General features: G+C 61.8%; 14 protein-coding genes and 1 tRNA gene. 10 read left to right on the top strand and 5 right to left on the bottom strand.

Annotation, left to right across the window (positions count from 1 at the left end):
- Positions 1–3 precede the first annotated feature (3 nt).
- The 4 genes from ACEVBK_RS13185 (at position 4) to ACEVBK_RS13170 (ending at position 3,578) form a co-directional block, all read left to right on the top strand.
- Positions 4–510, top strand: coding sequence for a tyrosine-protein phosphatase (locus ACEVBK_RS13185; RefSeq protein WP_375055398.1), 507 nt, complete (start codon positions 4–6; stop codon positions 508–510).
- Positions 511–766: 256 nt separating this feature from the next.
- Positions 767–1,780 carry an ArsJ-associated glyceraldehyde-3-phosphate dehydrogenase gene (locus ACEVBK_RS13180; protein ID WP_375055397.1) on the top strand — a complete coding sequence of 338 codons (1,014 nt, stop codon included), beginning with the start codon at positions 767–769 and terminating at the stop codon, positions 1,778–1,780.
- A gap of 3 nt (positions 1,781–1,783) precedes the next feature.
- Positions 1,784–3,013 carry an organoarsenical effux MFS transporter ArsJ gene (gene arsJ, locus ACEVBK_RS13175; protein ID WP_375058569.1) on the top strand — a complete coding sequence of 410 codons (1,230 nt, stop codon included), beginning with the start codon at positions 1,784–1,786 and terminating at the stop codon, positions 3,011–3,013.
- A 103-nt stretch (positions 3,014–3,116) separates the two neighbouring features.
- Positions 3,117–3,578, top strand: coding sequence for a GNAT family N-acetyltransferase (locus ACEVBK_RS13170; protein ID WP_375055396.1), 462 nt, complete (start codon positions 3,117–3,119; stop codon positions 3,576–3,578).
- An 81-nt stretch (positions 3,579–3,659) separates the two neighbouring features.
- Here the strand turns inward: ACEVBK_RS13170 and ACEVBK_RS13165 are convergent.
- Positions 3,660–3,736: transfer RNA gene (locus ACEVBK_RS13165), tRNA-Pro, on the bottom strand.
- Between the two features lie 190 nt (positions 3,737–3,926).
- Here ACEVBK_RS13165 and tadA point away from each other — a divergent pair.
- Positions 3,927–4,415, top strand: a complete 489-nt coding sequence (tadA, locus tag ACEVBK_RS13160) for a tRNA adenosine(34) deaminase TadA (protein ID WP_375055395.1) — start codon at positions 3,927–3,929, stop codon at positions 4,413–4,415.
- A 160-nt stretch (positions 4,416–4,575) separates the two neighbouring features.
- Here tadA and ppx read toward each other — a convergent pair whose 3' ends face one another.
- The 3 genes from ppx to ACEVBK_RS13145 form a co-directional block, all read right to left on the bottom strand.
- Positions 4,576–6,063, bottom strand: coding sequence for an exopolyphosphatase (gene ppx / locus ACEVBK_RS13155; RefSeq protein WP_375055394.1), 1,488 nt, complete (start codon positions 6,061–6,063; stop codon positions 4,576–4,578).
- 6 nt (positions 6,064–6,069) lie between these two features.
- Positions 6,070–8,124 (bottom strand): polyphosphate kinase 1, encoded by a 2,055-nt coding sequence (ppk1, locus tag ACEVBK_RS13150; RefSeq protein WP_375055393.1) that lies wholly within the window; start codon positions 8,122–8,124, stop codon positions 6,070–6,072.
- Positions 8,125–8,200: 76 nt separating this feature from the next.
- Positions 8,201–8,701, bottom strand: coding sequence for a glycine cleavage system protein R (locus tag ACEVBK_RS13145; RefSeq protein WP_375055392.1), 501 nt, complete (start codon positions 8,699–8,701; stop codon positions 8,201–8,203).
- Positions 8,702–8,855: 154 nt separating this feature from the next.
- On the opposite strand from ACEVBK_RS13145, the gene ACEVBK_RS13140 reads away from it, so the two are divergent.
- Genes ACEVBK_RS13140 through phoU form a run of 4 tightly spaced genes read left to right on the top strand, consistent with a single transcriptional unit; the run spans position 8,856 to position 14,309 of the window.
- Entirely contained in the window at positions 8,856–11,075 is a 2,220-nt protein-coding gene (locus tag ACEVBK_RS13140) for an ABC transporter permease subunit (protein ID WP_375055391.1), read from the top strand.
- Positions 11,076–11,090: 15 nt separating this feature from the next.
- Positions 11,091–12,740 carry a phosphate ABC transporter permease PstA gene (gene pstA, locus ACEVBK_RS13135; protein WP_375055390.1) on the top strand — a complete coding sequence of 550 codons (1,650 nt, stop codon included), beginning with the start codon at positions 11,091–11,093 and terminating at the stop codon, positions 12,738–12,740.
- Positions 12,741–12,791: 51 nt separating this feature from the next.
- Positions 12,792–13,589 carry a phosphate ABC transporter ATP-binding protein PstB gene (gene pstB, locus ACEVBK_RS13130; protein ID WP_375058568.1) on the top strand — a complete coding sequence of 266 codons (798 nt, stop codon included), beginning with the start codon at positions 12,792–12,794 and terminating at the stop codon, positions 13,587–13,589.
- A gap of 12 nt (positions 13,590–13,601) precedes the next feature.
- Positions 13,602–14,309, top strand: a complete 708-nt coding sequence (gene phoU, locus ACEVBK_RS13125) for a phosphate signaling complex protein PhoU (RefSeq protein WP_375055389.1) — start codon at positions 13,602–13,604, stop codon at positions 14,307–14,309.
- Positions 14,310–14,344: 35 nt separating this feature from the next.
- On the opposite strand, the gene ACEVBK_RS13120 is transcribed toward phoU, so the two are convergent.
- On the bottom strand, positions 14,345–15,208 hold the full coding sequence (locus ACEVBK_RS13120) for a MurR/RpiR family transcriptional regulator (RefSeq protein ID WP_375055388.1): 864 nt from the start codon (positions 15,206–15,208) through the stop codon (positions 14,345–14,347).
- Between the two features lie 544 nt (positions 15,209–15,752).
- On the opposite strand from ACEVBK_RS13120, the gene ACEVBK_RS13115 reads away from it, so the two are divergent.
- Positions 15,753–16,889 carry a Gfo/Idh/MocA family protein gene (locus tag ACEVBK_RS13115; RefSeq protein WP_375055387.1) on the top strand — a complete coding sequence of 379 codons (1,137 nt, stop codon included), beginning with the start codon at positions 15,753–15,755 and terminating at the stop codon, positions 16,887–16,889.
- Positions 16,890–16,907 lie beyond the last annotated feature (18 nt).

Genomic DNA, 16,907 nt, shown 5'->3' with positions numbered 1-16,907 from the left:
ACGATGTCGCAACACCCTTTTGACTATCTGTCCCTCGGCGAAGGCCAGGGGCGCCTGATCCTCACCCCCTGTCCGGGTACCAAAGAGGCAACGCTGGACGCCTCGCTGACACAATTAGGTGAAGCTGGTGCCGCCGCCGTGCTGACCCTGATGCCCGAAGCCGAGATGGAAAAGCACCGGGTCACCGCCATGCCTGAGTTGTGCCGGGCGCTGGGGCTCGCCTGGTTCCACCTGCCGGTGGAAGACGACGCCGCCCCCGAGGGTGCCTTTGAGCAGGCCTGGTCCGAGGCGCGCGATGAAGTACTGGCGCTGCTGGCCCAGGGCCGGGATATCGCCATCCACTGTAAGGGCGGCTCGGGCCGCACCGGCCTGATGGCGGCGATTATCCTGCTGGCCCTGGAGGTGCCGCTGAGTGAGGCGGTGCAACGGGTGCAGGCGCTGCGGCCCAAGGCGCTGTGCCTGCCGGCCCACCGTAGCTATATAGAAGCGCTGGAAGGCCCAGCCGGATAAGGCTTACGGGAAAGGGAGGGCAAAGGGAACGGCTCCGCCGACCCTCCGCGCCAGGGTCGGAAAATGCTCCTGCCGTTCCGGCATTCCCGCCATCCATGGCGGTCAGAAGCGCGGCGGAGCCGCCATGGATGGATTTACGGCGTGTCGGCGGAGTTGGCCCTTTGTCCGGCTTCTTCGAACAGGGCAATAACATTGTCAGCAAACCGACAGCCCCATGGGTTGGCACAAAATATATTGAAAGAGGGAGGAAGTACCAATGACCATCAAGGTAGGGATTAACGGCTTCGGCCGCATGGGGCGGCTGGCGCTGCGCGCGGCCTGGGAATGGGACGACGTCGAGTTCGTGCAGATCAACGATCCGGCCGGCGACGCCGCCACCCTGGCGCACCTTATCACCTTCGACTCGGTGCACGGTCGCTGGACCCAGGAGGCGCGGGCCGAAGGGGAGGAGATGGTGATAGGCAGCCAACGCATTGCCTGTACCCGTAACAAGGCCATCAATGATACCGACTGGTCCGGCTGCGACGTGGTGATCGAGGCCTCCGGCAAAATGAAGAGCAAGGCCCTGCTGCAGGCCTACCTGGAACAGGGAGTGAAGCGGGTGGTGGTGACGGCGCCGGTGAAGGAAGAGGGCGTGCTCAACGTGGTGATGGGGGTGAACGATCACCTCTATGACCCGGCCCTGCACCCCATCGTGACCGCCGCCTCCTGCACTACCAACTGCCTGGCGCCCGTGGTCAAGGTGATCCACGGCCAACTGGGCATCCGCCACGGCTCCATGACCACCATCCACGACATCACCAACACCCAGACCATACTGGACGCGCCCCACCAGGATCTGCGGCGGGCCCGGGCCTGTGGCCAGAGCCTGATCCCCACCACCACCGGCTCGGCCACCGCCATCACCCATATCTTCCCTGAGCTGAAGGGCAAGTTGAACGGCCACGCGGTGCGGGTGCCCCTGGCCAACGCCTCGCTCACCGACTGCGTGTTCGAGGTGGCGCGGGCCACCACCGAGGCGGAGGTGAATGCCCTGCTCAAGGCGGCGGCCGAAGGCGAACTGGCGGGCATCCTCGGCTATGAAGAGCGGCCCCTGGTATCGGTGGACTACAAGACGGATCCGCGCTCCAGCATCATCGACGCGCTGTCGACCATGGTGGTCAACGGCACCCAGGTCAAGCTGTACGCCTGGTACGACAACGAGTGGGGCTATGCCAACCGCACTGCCGAGCTGATGCGCAAGGTGGGCCGGCTGGACCGGGCGGGATAACTCCTGATGCTGGCCTCATTGTCTCCCGAGATCCGCCAGTACCTGTTGGTCACCGGCAATTACTGGGCCTTTACCCTCACCGACGGCGCCCTGCGCATGCTGGTGGTGTTGCACTTCCACGGCCTGGGCTACAGCCCGCTGGAAATCGCCCTGCTGTTTTTGTTCTATGAAATCTTCGGGGTGGTCACCAACCTGGTGGGCGGCTGGCTGGGGGCCCATCTTGGCCTCAACAAGACCATGAACATCGGCCTGGCGCTGCAGGTGGTGGCCTTGTCCATGCTGCTGGTGCCGGCGGCCTGGCTGACGGTGCCCTGGGTGATGGCGGCCCAGGCGTTGTCGGGTATCGCCAAGGATCTCAACAAGATGAGCGCCAAGAGCTCGATCAAGCTGCTGGTGCCGAAGGAGGCCCAGAGTACCCTCTACCAGTGGGTGGCCATCCTTACCGGGTCCAAGAATGCGCTCAAGGGCGCGGGTTTCTTCCTTGGTGGCGTGCTGCTGGCGGTGTTCGGGTTTACCGGCGCCGTCGGCGCCATGGCCCTGGCCCTGGCCCTGGTCTGGCTGTTCAGCGTGATCATGCTGAAAAAAGACCTGGGCCGGGCCAAGAACAAGCCCAGGTTCACCGACATCTTTTCCAAGAGCGGGGCCATCAATATCCTGTCGGCGGCGCGAATGTTCCTGTTCGGCGCCCGGGATGTGTGGTTCGTGGTGGCCTTGCCGGTGTTTCTGGCCAGTTCACTCGGTTGGGATCACTGGCGGGTCGGTGGCTTCCTGGCGCTGTGGGTGATCGGCTACGGGGTGGTGCAGTCGCTGGCCCCCCATGTTACCGGCAAGCGCTCGGGCCGGGTGCCCGACGGTCGGGCCGCCTTCGGCTGGGCCCTGGTATTGACCCTGATGCCGGCGCTGATCGCCCTGGGGCTATGGGCGGAGTTCCATCCCCAGTGGACCCTGCTCGGCGGTCTCTTGCTGTTCGGGGCTTTGTTCGCCATCAACTCCTCGCTGCACAGTTATCTGATCGTCAGCTATGCGGGCGAGGACGGGGTCTCCCTGGACGTGGGTTTTTACTATATGGCCAACGCCATGGGGCGACTGATTGGCACCCTGCTGTCGGGCTGGGTCTACCAGCAGGCGGGATTGCAGGCGTGCCTGTGGATTTCCGCCGGTTTCCTGCTGCTGGCGGCGCTGCTGTCGCTCAAGCTGCCCCGGCACAGAGGAAGGGTACCCAATAGCGGCTGAAAACAGCCCTTTGTGTAATAAATATGATAAAGCGGCGATAAAGCCGCTTTTTTCTTGCGTATAACTGTGGCTAGATAGGGGCAGTGTATGGGCAGGAGTTATTATGGAAATCAGGAAGATCCGCAGCGGTGAAACCGGCAGTATCTGGCGTTTGCTCCATGATACCGTGCACCGTATCAACCAGGCCGATTACAGCAAGAGCGAGCTGGCGGTGTGGGCGCCTGATGAGTATGACGAGCCGCGCTGGGTCAGCCGCTTTATCCGCACCCGGCCACTGGTGGCGATGGATGGCAAGTCTCTGCTGGGCTTTGCCGAGCTGAGCGACGACGGCCGTATCGATCTCTTCTATGTGCATCATGCCCGCCAGGGCGAGGGCATAGGTCGGGCGCTGATGCAGCGGCTCAAGGCGGAAGCCGCTTCCCGAGGCCTGTCCCGGCTCTACTGCGAAGCCAGCATTACCGCTCGTCCCTTCTTCGAGCGGATGGGCTTCGTTTGCCTGGAGCAGCGCCAGCTCGAGCGTCGAGGTGAACAGGTACCGGTGATCTTGATGGAATACAGGGCCTGAAGACAGGAAGACGATTTCCGTTGCCGGCTCGACTGCAGGCAACAAAAAACCCACCGTAAGGTGGGTTTTTCGAGGGTAGTTTGGTCGGCGTGAGAGGATTTGAACCTCCGACCCCTGACACCCCATGACAGTGCGCTACCAAGCTGCGCTACACGCCGAATTGGGGCTAACTATATAGATGGCCCGCACCCGCTGCAAGCCCCTTTTTATGATTTGGGCGCGTTTGGCGCTTTCTTGGGCATTGTTGTGTTTTTTTCATCATTTCCCTCACCGGGCGACCCGGCGGGCCCCGTCCCGGCTTGCAGCCGTGCCGGCTTTTGCCATAATACGCGGCCTACGGAGGCGGTGATGAACGAACAAGACGAATACTGGATGCGCCGGGCCATGGCCCTGGCGGCGCGGGCTGAGCAGGCAGGGGAAGTGCCGGTGGGCGCCCTGGTGGTGCTCGATGGCCACTGCATCGGCGAGGGCTGGAACCAGTCCATCGGCAGCCACGACGCCACCGCCCATGCGGAGATCATGGCGCTGCGCCAGGCCGGCCAGAACATCGGCAACTACCGGCTACTGGATTGTACCCTCTACGTGACCCTGGAGCCGTGCATGATGTGCGCCGGCGCCATGGTGCACAGCCGTATCCGGCGGCTGGTATACGGCGCTGCCGATGCCAAGACCGGGGCGGTGGACTCGGTGCTGCGGCTGCTGGCCACCCCCGGCCTCAACCATCAGGTGGTCTGGCAGCCGGGGGTGCTGGCCGAGGACTGCGCCACCCAGCTCAGCCGCTTCTTCCAGCGCCGCCGGGCGGAGAAAAAGGCCGCCAAAAAACAGGCGGCTGAGTAGTAATGCCGTTCAGGTAAGGTGCCATCGGGGCAGGTTGTCGCCACGCCAACACGCAGCAAGTACGTCCTTGTATGCTCGTCGATGGCATCCCTGCCATCGACGGTTGGCTCAGGCGACAGCCTGCCCCTCTTGACGAATCCGCATTGCCACCGAGTAGTGCCTATCCCCTGATCAGCGTCAGCTTCCAGCCCACCTTGGCCTGATAGGCCTGCTCCCGCTCCAGGGTAGTGAGCAGCAGGTGGTTCCTGTCGCACCAGTCGGCGGGCAGGTTCAGGTGCAGTCCGTCGTTGGCCCCGAGGCCGAGCTCGAGTGCTGGCAGCACGCCATCCTGGCGGCGGCGGTTGAGGGCCACCGCCAGGCGCAGCAGCCGTACCAGGCGCCACAGCTGCTGTTCCGGCAGATAGTTGAGGGGGTCCAGCTCCGACAGCTTGAGCGCCTTGCGGTGAAAGCGCACCAGGGCAGACAGGGCCTTCTGCTCTTCCTGGGTAAAGCCGGGCAGGTCGGCGTTGCTCAGGATGTAGGCGGAATGGCGGTGGATGCCGGTAAAGTTGATGTGCAGCCCCACCTCGTGCAGCAGGGCGGCCCCGCCGAGCAGATCGGCGAAGCCCTCGTCCAGCTGCCAGCCGTCGCGCACCTGGGTGAACAGCGAGATCGCGGTCTGCCTGACCCGCTCGGCCTGGCGGGTGTCGATGGCGTATTCCCGGCTCAGGGCCTGGATGGTGTTGACCTGGGTATCGTGGTGGGTGGCCCGGCCGAAGAAGGCATAGAGCAGACCTTCACGCAGGGCGCCGTCGGAAAAGCCCATCTTGTCCAGGTTGAGGCTGCGGAAGATGCCGAGCAGTATCGACAGGCCGGCCGCGATCAGGGGTTTGCGATCCTCGCCCAGGCCGGTGATGTCCGCCTTGTCGATATGACCGGCATTGATCAGCTGGCTCTTGATGTGCAGCAGGCCGGGTAGATCGATCACCGGCTCCTGAGTGATGGCCGAACACATCTCCAGCAGGGTCTTGATGGAGCCGGAGCAGCCCTGCACCTGATCCCAGCCCAGGCTGAGGTAGCGACCCATTACCGGCGCCAGCTGGTACTCGGCTGCTTCGATGGCCTGTTCGAAGTTTTCCTCGGCCAGGCGACCGTCGGCGAAGTACTTGCGGGTGAAACTCACGCAGCCCATGCTGCGGCTGGACACCAGCTTGCAGTCGACATCCCGGCCGATGATAAGCTCGGTGCTGCCGCCGCCGATGTCGATCACCAGCACCTGGCCCTGGGTATTCTGGGTATGAGCCACGCCCTGGTAGATAAGACGGGCTTCCTCGTTGCCGCTGACGATGTCGATGGGAAAGCCCAGTACCTGCTGGGCCTGGCGTACGAACTCCTTGGCGTTGGCGGCTTCGCGCAGGGTGAAGGTGCCCGCCACCCGCACCTGGGTGGCGTGAAAGCCGCGCAACCGTTCCCCGAACAGCCGAAGGCAGGCCAGGCCCCGCTCCATGGCTTCCTGGCTGAGCAGGCTCTGGTCGTCCAGGCCGTCGGCCAGCCGTACCCGTTCTTTCAGGCGGTCGACGATGCGCAGGCTGTCACCGTGGTAGCGGGCAATCACCATATGGAAGCTGTTGGATCCGAGATCGATGGTGGCTACGTACTGATCGGTCATGCGGGGTTATCCCTCCAGGGCTTTCAGATAATCATAGATAGCGGTCTGGGAGCGGATTTTACGCCTGTTGCCTCTGTCGACATAGCGATTAGTCTGCTCGGCATCGATTATCCGTGCCTTGGTGGTGTCGTTGAGCTGGATGTCGAGGATGTCGATAATGCGCCGGCGCAGCTCCGGATCCAGGATGGGGGTGGCCACCTCCACCCGAAAGTCCAGGTTGCGGGTCATCCAGTCGGCGGAGGAAATATATACCTTCGGCTGGCCGTTATTGTGGAACACCATCACCCGGGGATGTTCCAGATGGCGGTCCACTATGCTGATGGCACGGATGTTGTCGCTGACACCTTCCACTCCCGGCACCAGGGAGCACATGCCGCGCACGATGAGATCGATTCGAACGCCGGCCTGGCTGGCGCCGTAGAGCCGGTTGATCAGCCCCTTGTCCACCAGGTTGTTGAGCTTCAGGGTGATGCGGGCGGGCACGCCCTGACGGGCGTTGGCGATTTCGGCGTCGATCAGGCTGTAGAGGCCGCGCCGGGAGTTGATGGGCGACACCAGCAACTGGTTGAACTTGGCCCGGCGGTAGGGCTGGCGGATAAAATCGAACACCGCAGACACTTCGCTGGTGATGTCCGGGTTGGCGGTGAGCAGCGAGAAATCGGTGTAGATATTGGCGGTTTTCTCGTTGAAGTTGCCGGTGCCCACGTGGGCGTACTGCACCAGTTGTTCCCCTTCCCGGCGGGTGACCAGGCACAGCTTGGAGTGCACCTTGAGGCTGGGCACCCCGAATTCCACGGTAACGCCGGCCTCGGTCAGGATCTTGGCCCACTCGATGTTGGCCGCTTCGTCGAAGCGGGCGCGCAGCTCGATCACCACCGTCACCTTCTTGCCGTTATTGGCGGCATCCAGCAGCGAATACATGATGCGCGACAGGGAGGCCACCCGGTACACGTTCATCTTGATGCTGAGCACCGCCGGGTCGAAGGAAGCCTGGCGCACGAATTCGGTGACATGGCTGAAGCTGTGGTAGGGGAAATACAGCAGTATATCGCGCCGGCGGATGGCGTCGAAGGAAGAGGGGCTGTCCTGGAATTCACGACACTTGATCGGGGGCAGTGGCCTGTTCACCAGGTGCTTGCGGCCGACGTTGGGAAAGCCGATGAAGTCTTTGAAGTTGTGGTAGCGGCTGCCGGACATCACCGCATCGTGGCCCTGGATCCTGAGCTTGCGTACCAGGGTCTGTACCATCTCCGGCGGCATTTCCCGGTCGTGCACGAAGCGTACCGGCAGGGCGGTAAGCCGTTGCTTGAGACCGTCACTCATCTTTTCGAGCAGGCTCTGATCCAGTTGATCGGACAGATCGTATTCCGCATCCCGGGTCATCTTGAAGGAATAGGCGTGGATCTCGTCATATTCGAAAAAGCCGGCGAACAGCTCGTTCAGGCACAGCCGGATCACGTTGTCCATGATGATGATGCTTTTCTTGCGCCGGCTCTTGCCCGGGGGCAGCACCACGAAGCGGGGCAGCACATCGGTGGGGATTTCCACCAGGGCGTAATGACGTTCTTCGTCCTTGACCATGCCGACGCAGATGTAAGTGTATTCGTCCTTGAGAAAGCGCACCGGATCGATCTCGGCGCGCAGTATGATGGGGGAGAGGTAAGCCCGCACCTCATTTTCGAAATAGCGCTTGGCCCAGGCTTCCTGCTCCGGGGCCAGCTGGTTTTCGTTGAGCAGGAAGATGTTCTGCCGGGCCAGGGTGACGATCAGCTCCTTGTAGACCTCGTCGAAGGTGTTGGCGAGCCTGACCACCTTCTGCTGGATATTCCTGAGCAGGGAGGCGGCGCCGTTGGTCTTGCCCTGATCCGCGTCGATCATCACCTGACGCTTGACGTCGGACACCCGTACCTTGAAGAACTCGTCCTGGTTGTTGGAAAAAATACCGAGGAAGCGCACCCGCTCGACCAGGGGCACGCTTTTATCCATGGCTTCCTGCAATACCCGTTCGTTAAACGACAGCCAGCTTAACTCTTTTTCCTGATACCACTTGTCCGTGCTCATTCTTATTCCTGTCAAACGGGATTCTTCAGTTTCAGGCACTTTTTATGACAGAGTTTTATGACAGTTTTGTGACGGCTCAGCCGAGTTCGATGTCCACCACCAGATCGTCGCTCAGGGCTTCCAGCCGGGACTGCAGATCGCCCAGGGTCTGACCGTGGGGCAGGATCAGGGTGCTTCTTGCCTCGAACAGCATGATGCCGGTGACCGGGGCCGGATGGCTGTCGGTCTTCAGGGTTTTGACGCTGATATGGAGCTGGTTCAGGATATCGGTGACTTCGTCGACGATGCCGAGGCGATCGTTGGCGGTGACGGTCAGGGTCAGGTGCTGGCCTTGGGGCTGCTGCTGCCGGCCTTCCACCAACTGTACCTGGAAGTCGGGCAGCCGGGTCAGGGCCTGGCTCAGGGCCTCGCAGTGCTCTTCCGGCACCCGGATTTCGACGATGCCGGCGAAACAGCCGGCCAGTTCGCTCATGGCGCTGCCTTGCCAGCTGCCGTGGTGCTGTTTGATCAGGGCGGCCAGTTGCTTGACCAGGCCGGTCTTGTCGGGACCAATGAGGGTGGCGACCAGGGTTTTCATCCGTTCTCTCCTTGGAAAAAATACGTTACCGCCTGTTCAAGATACACCTTTCCGAACTTTTTTACAGGCATCTGCCCGCTCGGGCCAGGGTGTAACAAAACTGTCATCTGTTCGCCATAGAATGGGCGCAACTGAACATCTACCGAGGTGACTGATGTCAACCGAAACCCAAACCATGGCGCTGTCGGGCAGCAAGGGACGCTGGCTCAAGGACCGACTGGCACAAATAGGGGTAACCACCGGCGGGATACTGGTGCTGGTTGCCCTGTTGTTGATCTTCTTCTACCTGCTGTACGTGGTCAAACCGATTTTTGACGGCGCCAGGGTGGAGCCGGGCCCGCAGTTCTCCCTGGCCAGCGGCGGCAACACCGTGCTGCTGGGGGTGGAAGAGCAGAACGAACTGGTCTACCACTTCGACGACCGGGGGGAGGTCAGCTTTTACTCCCTGCCCCGGCGGGGTGAGCGGGTGTTCGGCGCCCGGGTGGAGGGCCAGGTCACCAGCGTGGCCCGCAGCACCACCGGCAATATGGTGGCCTATGGCCTGGATGATGGCCGTTTCCTGGTGCTGGCGCCCAAGTTCAACGTCAGCTACCCGGACAATATCCGTACCATCATGCCCGAAGTCGTGTTTCCCTTCGGTGAGAGTCCGCTGGTGCTCGATGAGCAGGGGCGCAGCCTGAGCCAGCTCAGCTTTGCCCAGGGCGGCGGCAACCTGCTGGCGGCTGCGGTGACCGAGGACGGCCGTGGCATCCTGACCCGCTTTGCCGGCAAGGAAAATTTCCTCACCGGCGAGCTGGAGCTGACGGCGGAACAGGTGGCCATTGCCGGCCTGCCCGAGCGGGTCGATCAGTTGTTGCTGACCCCCAACCTGCGCTTCCTGTTCGTGCGCAGCGGCAACGCCGTTTCCATCTATGACGTGCGCAACATCGACAGAGTAAGCCTGCGTAATGTGCTGGAGATGAACGCCGTTGGCGCTAACATCACCACCATGGCCCTGCTGGCCGGCGGCAACTCGTTGCTGGTGGGCAATGACAACGGCAAGGTCTCCCAGTGGTTCGAGGTGGCCAAAGACGGCAAGCGCGAGTTCACCTTTATCCGGGAGTTCCAGGCCGGTGGTGCCGTCGGGCTGATTACTCCGGAAGTGAATCGCAAGGGCTTTATTACCGCCTCCGCCAACGGCGGCCTGGATATCTTCCACACCACCGGCGGTACCCGCCTGTTTTCCGACAAGCAGGCGGCGGCTGGGGCGCAGGCCATGGCCATCTCGCCCCGTAACTCCCTGTTGTTGTTGCTGGACGGCGAGCGGCTGTCTACCTTCAGTATCGAGAACGAGCATCCCGAGGTGACCTGGCGCGCCATGTGGACCAAGGTCTGGTATGAAGGCTATCCCGAGCCCCAGTACGTGTGGCAGTCCACCTCCGGCAGCAGCGACTTCGAGGCCAAGCTGAGCCTGGTGCCCATCTCCTTCGGCACCCTCAAGGCGGCCTTCTACGCGCTGTTGTTCGCGGTGCCCATCGCCATCGCCGGCGCCGTCTATACCGCCTATTTCATGTCGCCGGGGCTGCGCAAGGTGGTCAAGCCGACGGTGGAAATCATGGAGGCCCTGCCCACCGTTATCCTCGGTTTCCTGGCCGGGCTCTGGCTTGCCCCCTTGATCGAGTCCCACTTGCCGGGAGTGGTAATACTGCTGGTGCTGCTGCCCCTGTCGGTGCTGGTGATGGCTTTCGTCTGGCACCACCTGCCCAAGCCGATCAAGAACGCGGTGCCGGAAGGCTGGCAGAGCGTGCTGCTGCTGCCGGTGGTGGTGCTGGTGGGCTGGGCCTCCTTCGCCTTCAGCCCGGCGGTAGAGAACCTGTTCTTCGGCGGCAACGCCCGCAGCTTCCTCACCAACGAGTTAGGGATAGGCTTCGATCAGCGCAACTCCCTGGTGGTAGGCATCGCCATGGGTTTCGCGGTGATCCCCACCATCTTTTCCATCGCCGAGGATGCGGTGTTTTCGGTGCCCAAGCACCTGACCAACGGTTCCCTGGCCCTGGGCGCCACGCCCTGGCAGACCCTGACCCGGGTGGTGATGCTGACCGCCAGCCCCGGCATCTTCTCGGCGGTGATGATGGGCCTGGGGCGGGCCGTGGGTGAGACCATGATAGTGCTGATGGCCACCGGCAATACCCCGGTGATGGATTTCAGCATCTTCGCCGGCATGCGTACCCTGGCCGCCAACATCGCGGTGGAAATGCCGGAAGCCGAGGTCAACAGTTCCCACTATCGGGTGCTGTTCCTGGCGGCCTTCGTGCTCTTTGTATTCACCTTCCTGTTCAACACGGTCGCGGAATTCGTTCGTCAGCGACTGCGTGACAAATACAGCTCAATGTAAGGGGCGAGACGACTCATGACTAAATGGTTTAAATCGGGGGCGCCCTGGATCTGGCTGACCGGCGGCGCGGTCAGCCTCAGTCTGGTGGCGGTGCTGGGCCTGTTGCTGCTGATCGGCTGGCGCGGCCTTACCTACTTTTGGCCCCATACCATCTATGAATGGCAACTGACCTCGCCCGAGGGCGAACGTTATACCGTCATCGGCGAAATCCACGACCGGGAAGCGGTAACCGTGGCCCAGCTGCGCGGTTCAGGCCTCACCCTGGAAGGGGTGACCGAGGACACCCTGACCCGTTATCTGGTGAAGACCGGCAACCGGGAATTCGTGCCGCTGGATTTCCGCTGGCTGTTGGAGACCAACATTGTCTCCCGCGACACCCCGGCCGGGCTGGCGGTGCTGGAGCGCTCCAACCACGGCAACTTCTACGGCTATGTAGAGCGGGTGCTGGAAGGCGACCGGGCCCTGGGCGGGGATGTGCGCGAGCAACTGCAAAGCCGCATCGAGCGGGTGCTAGAGCTCAACAAGCGGATGAAGAAGCTGCAGCGGGGCGAGATCGGCAAGATCAACTTCCAGCTGGAAAAGCTGCGCCTGCAACAGCGTAAACTGGAGCTGGCCGGCAATGCTACCGATGAAGCCATTGCCGCCATCCAGGCTCAGGAGCAACAGCTCAGGGCGGATTATCAGATACTGGAGCGGGAACTGTTCGAGCTGCGGGATCAGGCCCGCCGTGACAACGTGGTGATCAAGGACATGCGCGGCCAGGAAGTGGTGCTGTCGCTGGGCGAACTGCTGGACGTGGCCTGGCCCAACGACATGGGCACCCTGGCCAAGACGGCGCACTGGTTCAAGCAGATCGGCAAGTTCATCACCGGCGAGCCGCGGGAAGCCAACACCGAGGGCGGGGTCTTCCCGGCCATCTTCGGCACCGTCTTCATGGTGATCCTGATGGCCATCATCGTGACCCCGCTGGGAGTGGTGGCGGCCATCTACCTGCACGAATACGCGGGCAAGAACAGCCTGACCAAGATCATCCGCATCGCGGTGATCAACCTGGCGGGGGTTCCCTCCATCGTGTACGGGGTGTTCGGCCTGGGCTTTTTCGTGTACATGCTGGGGGGGTCCCTCGACCGGTTGTTCTATCCGGAGGCGCTGCCCACGCCCACCTTCGGTTCGCCCGGGGTGCTGTGGTCGGCCCTGACCCTGGCGATACTGACGCTGCCGGTGGTGATCGTCTCCACCGAGGAAGGGCTGTCGCGCATTCCCAGCGCGGTGCGCCAGGGCTCGCTGGCGCTCGGCGCCACCAAGGCGGAAACCCTGTGGCGCATCGTCATCCCCATGGCCAGCCCGGCGATCATGACCGGCCTTATCCTGGCTATCGCCCGGGCCGCCGGTGAAGTGGCCCCGCTGATGCTGGTGGGGGTAGTGAAGCTGGCGCCCAACCTGCCGGTGGACGGTAACTTCCCCTACCTGCACGTGGAGCGCAAGTTCATGCACCTGGGCTTCCATATCTACGACGTGGGCTTCCAGAGCCCGAACGTGGAGGCGGCGCGGCCCCTGGTGTACGCGACCTCCTTCCTGCTGGTTACCGTCATAGTCGGGCTCAACCTGACCGCCATCGGCATTCGTAACCACCTGCGTGAAAAATTCCGCTCTCTTGACCAGTAATCAGGACAGCCATAGCTTTGAGGTAACAAGATGATTAACGTAGCACCGACCATGAGCCATGATACCGTACTCGATATCAGCCAACTGAGCGAAGAACAGACCGCCCTGGAAGTCCGCGACCTTAACCTGTTCTACGGTGACAAACAGGCGCTGTTCAACGTGGACATGAAGATCGCCAAGGGTCAGGTGACCGCTTTTATCGGTCCGTCCGGTTGCGGCAAGTCCACCCTGTTACGCTGTATCAACCGGATGAACGACCTGGTGGACAGCTGCCGCATCGAAGGCGAGATCCTGTTGCACGATCAGAACATCTACGGCAAGGGGGTGGATGTGGCGTCCCTGCGCCGGCGGGTGGGCATGGTGTTCCAGCGGCCCAATCCGTTCCCCAAGTCCATCTACGAGAATGTGGTCTACGGCCTGCGCCTGCAGGGCATCAACGACCGTCGCCGGCTGGACGAGGCGGTGGAGCGCTCCCTGCGCGGTGCCGCCTTGTGGGACGAGGTGAAGGACCGGCTGCACGACAATGCCTTCGGCCTGTCCGGCGGTCAGCAGCAGCGACTGGTGATCGCCCGGGCCATCGCCATCGAGCCGGAAGTGCTGCTGCTGGACGAGCCGACGTCCGCCCTGGACCCCATCTCCACCCTGGTGATCGAGGAACTGATCAACACCCTCAAGAACCAGTTCACCGTGGTGATCGTGACCCACAACATGCAGCAGGCGGCGCGGGTGTCGGATCACACCGCCTTCATGTACATGGGGGAATTGATCGAGTACACCGACACCAATACCCTGTTTACCACGCCCAGCAAGAAGAAGACCGAAGACTATATTACCGGACGCTACGGTTAAGGACCCCGAACCATGGACAAGATCAATCTCAAGAAGCATATCTCCGGCCAGTTCAACGTGGAGCTGGAAGGGGTGCTGAACCAGGTGCTGGTGATGGGCGGCCTGGTGGAGCAGCAACTGACCGATGCCATCACCGCTATCCATGAGCAGGACATGGACATGGCCCGGCTGATAGTGGCCAACGATCACAAGGTCAACGGCCTGGAGGTGCAGATCGACGAGGAATGCACCCGCATCATCGCCAAGCGCCAGCCGGCGGCCTCGGACCTGCGCCTGGTGCTGGCGATCATCAAGACCATCACCGACCTGGAGCGCATCGGCGATGTGGCCAAGCGTATCGGCATGATGTTGCTGGACAATGCCAACAAGAAACAGCCGCCGCTGGTGTCGATGGAGAACATGGGCCGGCGTACCGTCAAGATGCTGCACGAGGCGCTGGACGCCTTCGCCCGCATGGACGTGGAGGCGGCCATCGAGGTGCACAAGGAAGACGACAAGGTGGACCGGGAATACGAGTCCATCATCCGCGAACTGATGACCTTCATGATGGAAGACCCGCGCTCCATTCCCCAGGTGCTGAACGTATTGTGGTGTGCCCGCTCCCTGGAGCGGGTGGGGGACAGGGTGCAGCATATCTGCGAATACATCATCTATTTCGTCAAGGGCAAGGACGTGCGCCATACCAGCGACGAAGACATTCACAATATGCTGGGCAGATAAATGCAATAAGGCCGCGCAATGCGGCCTTTTTTTCCTCAGAAACGCGCGTTAGCGCGTTTTTTTTTACCGCCCTTGCCGCTGTCGTCGTGGAAGGCCAGGGACACCGCCAGGGTTTGCACCAGGCACAGGCTGGCGGACTGGGAACGGAAGGCGTCCACCTGGGCTTCCTTGACCACGAAGCAGATATCGCTGAAGGAGGCGAGGGGGCTGACCTGGCTGTCGGTAATGGCGATTTGTTTGGCGCCCACACCGGCGGCGGTTTCGGTCAGTACCAGGGTTTCCTGGGCATAGGGCGAGAAGCTGATCGCCACCACCACGTCCTTGGGGCCGATCAGTTCCAGCTGCTCCTTGAACATGCCGCCCAGGCCGTCGATAAGAAAGGCGCGTCGGTTGAGGTGGCGCAGGGCATAGGTGAGGTAGGTGGCCACGCTGAAGGAGCGGCGCAGGCCGATCACATAGATGTTTTCCGCCTCGGCCAGGGCCAGCACCGCCTTGTTCAGATCCTCCGCCGAGGTCTGTGCCGCCAACTGCTGCAGGGCCTGGGCATTGGCCCGGGCGAATTCGTTCAGGATTTCCTCGGGACGCTCGGGGGCGGCCTGGTCCTCCAGCTCCCGGAACAGTCGTACCCGGTCGGTGTAGTTGGCGGTTTCCTCCACCAGGTGACGGCGGAACACCTGCTTCATGTCGTTGAAGCCACTGTAGCCGAAGGCGTTGGCAAAACGGATCAGGGTGGAAGGGGGGACATCGGCCCGTTCGGCGATGATGGCCACGGTGTCGAAAGCGACGCTGTTGGTGTTGTCGAGCACATAGGCGGCAACCTGCTGCAGCCGTTTGCTGAGTTCGCCGTAGCGGCTGCGGATCACATCCTGTAACTCGGAATAGTTGTTGGGTGCTGACATGATGGCTCTCTGAAGCTTGCTGTTCGCCCGGCCCGCTGCCGGCGATCCTGTACCCAGTGTAAGTGAAATATTGTATCGAAATAAATATTCCATTTCATGGTTAACCGATTCAGCTAGCAAAAAGACACTCGATCATAGTGGCCATCCAGGCTCTACCGATGGGGCCGTGTTGTCACAAAAGCCGTGCTAAATCAGTTATTTTTTCTTTAATAGATGGCCTGGCCAGAACCGGTTAACCGGGGTATGGATTTTTTCGAAACGAGTATTTATTTTTCCTATGTTTCTTATCGAATGAACATTTCTGTTCCCGGGGGGCCTGCTCCGGTCTCGATGATCGATATGGAAGGGTTTTCGAAACACGGGGATGGAAAGGAGCAAGGGTCTGTCCGACCGGGCGGCCGAGAAGTGCGTGCTACATCACATTTACATACAAATATTTCATGCTGAGTTGATAATGAAATAATTGTTTCGTATAAATAAGCAAATGAAATGTGACGGCCAGTGTGGCGAAGCCAGCCTGGCGCCAAAAATCGAGGTGCTAAAGATGCAGCAAGTACGGGTGGGATTGATCGGAACCGGTTATATCGGGCGTTGTCATGCCATCGCCTATGCCCAGGCACCGGTAGTGTTTCCGCTCAAGGGACAACTGGTGCGGGAGATGCTGGCCGAAGTGACCCCTGCGCTTGCGGCCCGCCAGGCCGAGAGCCTGGGCTTCAATCGTTCCACCGGCGACTGGCGCGAGCTGGTGGCCGACCCGTCCATCGACGTGGTCGACATTTGCGCCCCCAACTTCCTGCACAAGGAAATGGCCCTGGCCGCCATCGCCCACGGCAAGCACGTGTATTCCGAAAAGCCGCTGGCGCTCAGCACCCGCGATGCCGCCGAGATGGTGGAAGCGGCCCGCCGGGCCGGGGTCAAGACCCTGGTGGGCTTCAACTACATGAAGAACCCCGCCACCCGACTGGCCCGCCAGATCATCGAACGGGGGGAGATCGGCGAGGTGGTGCATTTCTACGGTACCCATAATGAAGATTACATGGCCGACCCGGCCACCCCGCTGGACTGGCACTGCCGCAAGGAAACTGCCGGCCTGGGGGCCTTGGGCGACCTCGGCGCCCATATCATCAACATGGCCCATTATCTGGTGGGATCCCAGATCGCCAGCGTGAGCGGCGATATGCAGACCATCATCACCGAGCGTCCGGACTCGCGCGATCCGTCCCGGCTGCGGCCGGTGGAGAACGAAGACCAGGCCCATGCCCTGCTGCGCTTCGAGTCCGGTGTCATGGGCCAGATTGAGACTTCACGCATCGCCTGCGGCCGCAAGATGGGGCTCGGTTACGTGATCACCGGTACCCGGGGCAGCATCAGCTATACCCAGGAGCGGATGGCCGAGCTCAAGCTCTACCGGCACGACGACGACCAGGGTCGCCAGGGCTTCAAGACCCTGCTGGTGGGCCCGGAGCACCCGGACTATGCGGCCTTTTGCATCAGCGCCGGCCATGGCTTCGGCTTCAACGATCAGAAAACCGTGGAAATCCGTGATCTGGTGGATGGCATCGCTGCCGGCAGTCCCATGTGGCCCGACTTCGAGGAAGGCTGGAAGGTTTCCCGGGTGCTGGATGCCGTCGCCCTGTCGGCCGAGCGCCGCCAGTGGATCCATGTGGAAGAAATTCTGTAAAAAGGACTAGAGGGACCC

This window comes from Zobellella sp. DQSA1 (genome assembly GCF_041950555.1).
Classification (GTDB): Bacteria; Pseudomonadota; Gammaproteobacteria; order Enterobacterales; family Aeromonadaceae; genus Oceanimonas.
This window is presented reverse-complemented; position numbering and strand designations above follow the sequence as displayed.

Excerpts from the sequence above, each read along its gene's own strand:
- ACEVBK_RS13185 (WP_375055398.1), top strand. The coding sequence starts at position 4 with ATGTCGCAACACCCTTTTGACTATCTGTCCCTCGGCGAAGGCCAGGGG.
- ACEVBK_RS13180 (WP_375055397.1), top strand. The coding sequence starts at position 767 with ATGACCATCAAGGTAGGGATTAACGGCTTCGGCCGCATGGGGCGGCTG.
- ACEVBK_RS13170 (WP_375055396.1), top strand. The coding sequence starts at position 3,117 with ATGGAAATCAGGAAGATCCGCAGCGGTGAAACCGGCAGTATCTGGCGT.
- tadA (WP_375055395.1), top strand. The coding sequence starts at position 3,927 with ATGAACGAACAAGACGAATACTGGATGCGCCGGGCCATGGCCCTGGCG.
- ppx (WP_375055394.1), bottom strand. The coding sequence starts at position 6,063 with ATGACCGATCAGTACGTAGCCACCATCGATCTCGGATCCAACAGCTTC.
- ppk1 (WP_375055393.1), bottom strand. The coding sequence starts at position 8,124 with ATGAGCACGGACAAGTGGTATCAGGAAAAAGAGTTAAGCTGGCTGTCG.
- ACEVBK_RS13145 (WP_375055392.1), bottom strand. The coding sequence starts at position 8,701 with ATGAAAACCCTGGTCGCCACCCTCATTGGTCCCGACAAGACCGGCCTG.
- ACEVBK_RS13140 (WP_375055391.1), top strand. The coding sequence starts at position 8,856 with ATGTCAACCGAAACCCAAACCATGGCGCTGTCGGGCAGCAAGGGACGC.
- pstA (WP_375055390.1), top strand. The coding sequence starts at position 11,091 with ATGACTAAATGGTTTAAATCGGGGGCGCCCTGGATCTGGCTGACCGGC.
- pstB (WP_375058568.1), top strand. The coding sequence starts at position 12,792 with ATGAGCCATGATACCGTACTCGATATCAGCCAACTGAGCGAAGAACAG.
- phoU (WP_375055389.1), top strand. The coding sequence starts at position 13,602 with ATGGACAAGATCAATCTCAAGAAGCATATCTCCGGCCAGTTCAACGTG.
- ACEVBK_RS13120 (WP_375055388.1), bottom strand. The coding sequence starts at position 15,208 with ATGTCAGCACCCAACAACTATTCCGAGTTACAGGATGTGATCCGCAGC.
- ACEVBK_RS13115 (WP_375055387.1), top strand. The coding sequence starts at position 15,753 with ATGCAGCAAGTACGGGTGGGATTGATCGGAACCGGTTATATCGGGCGT.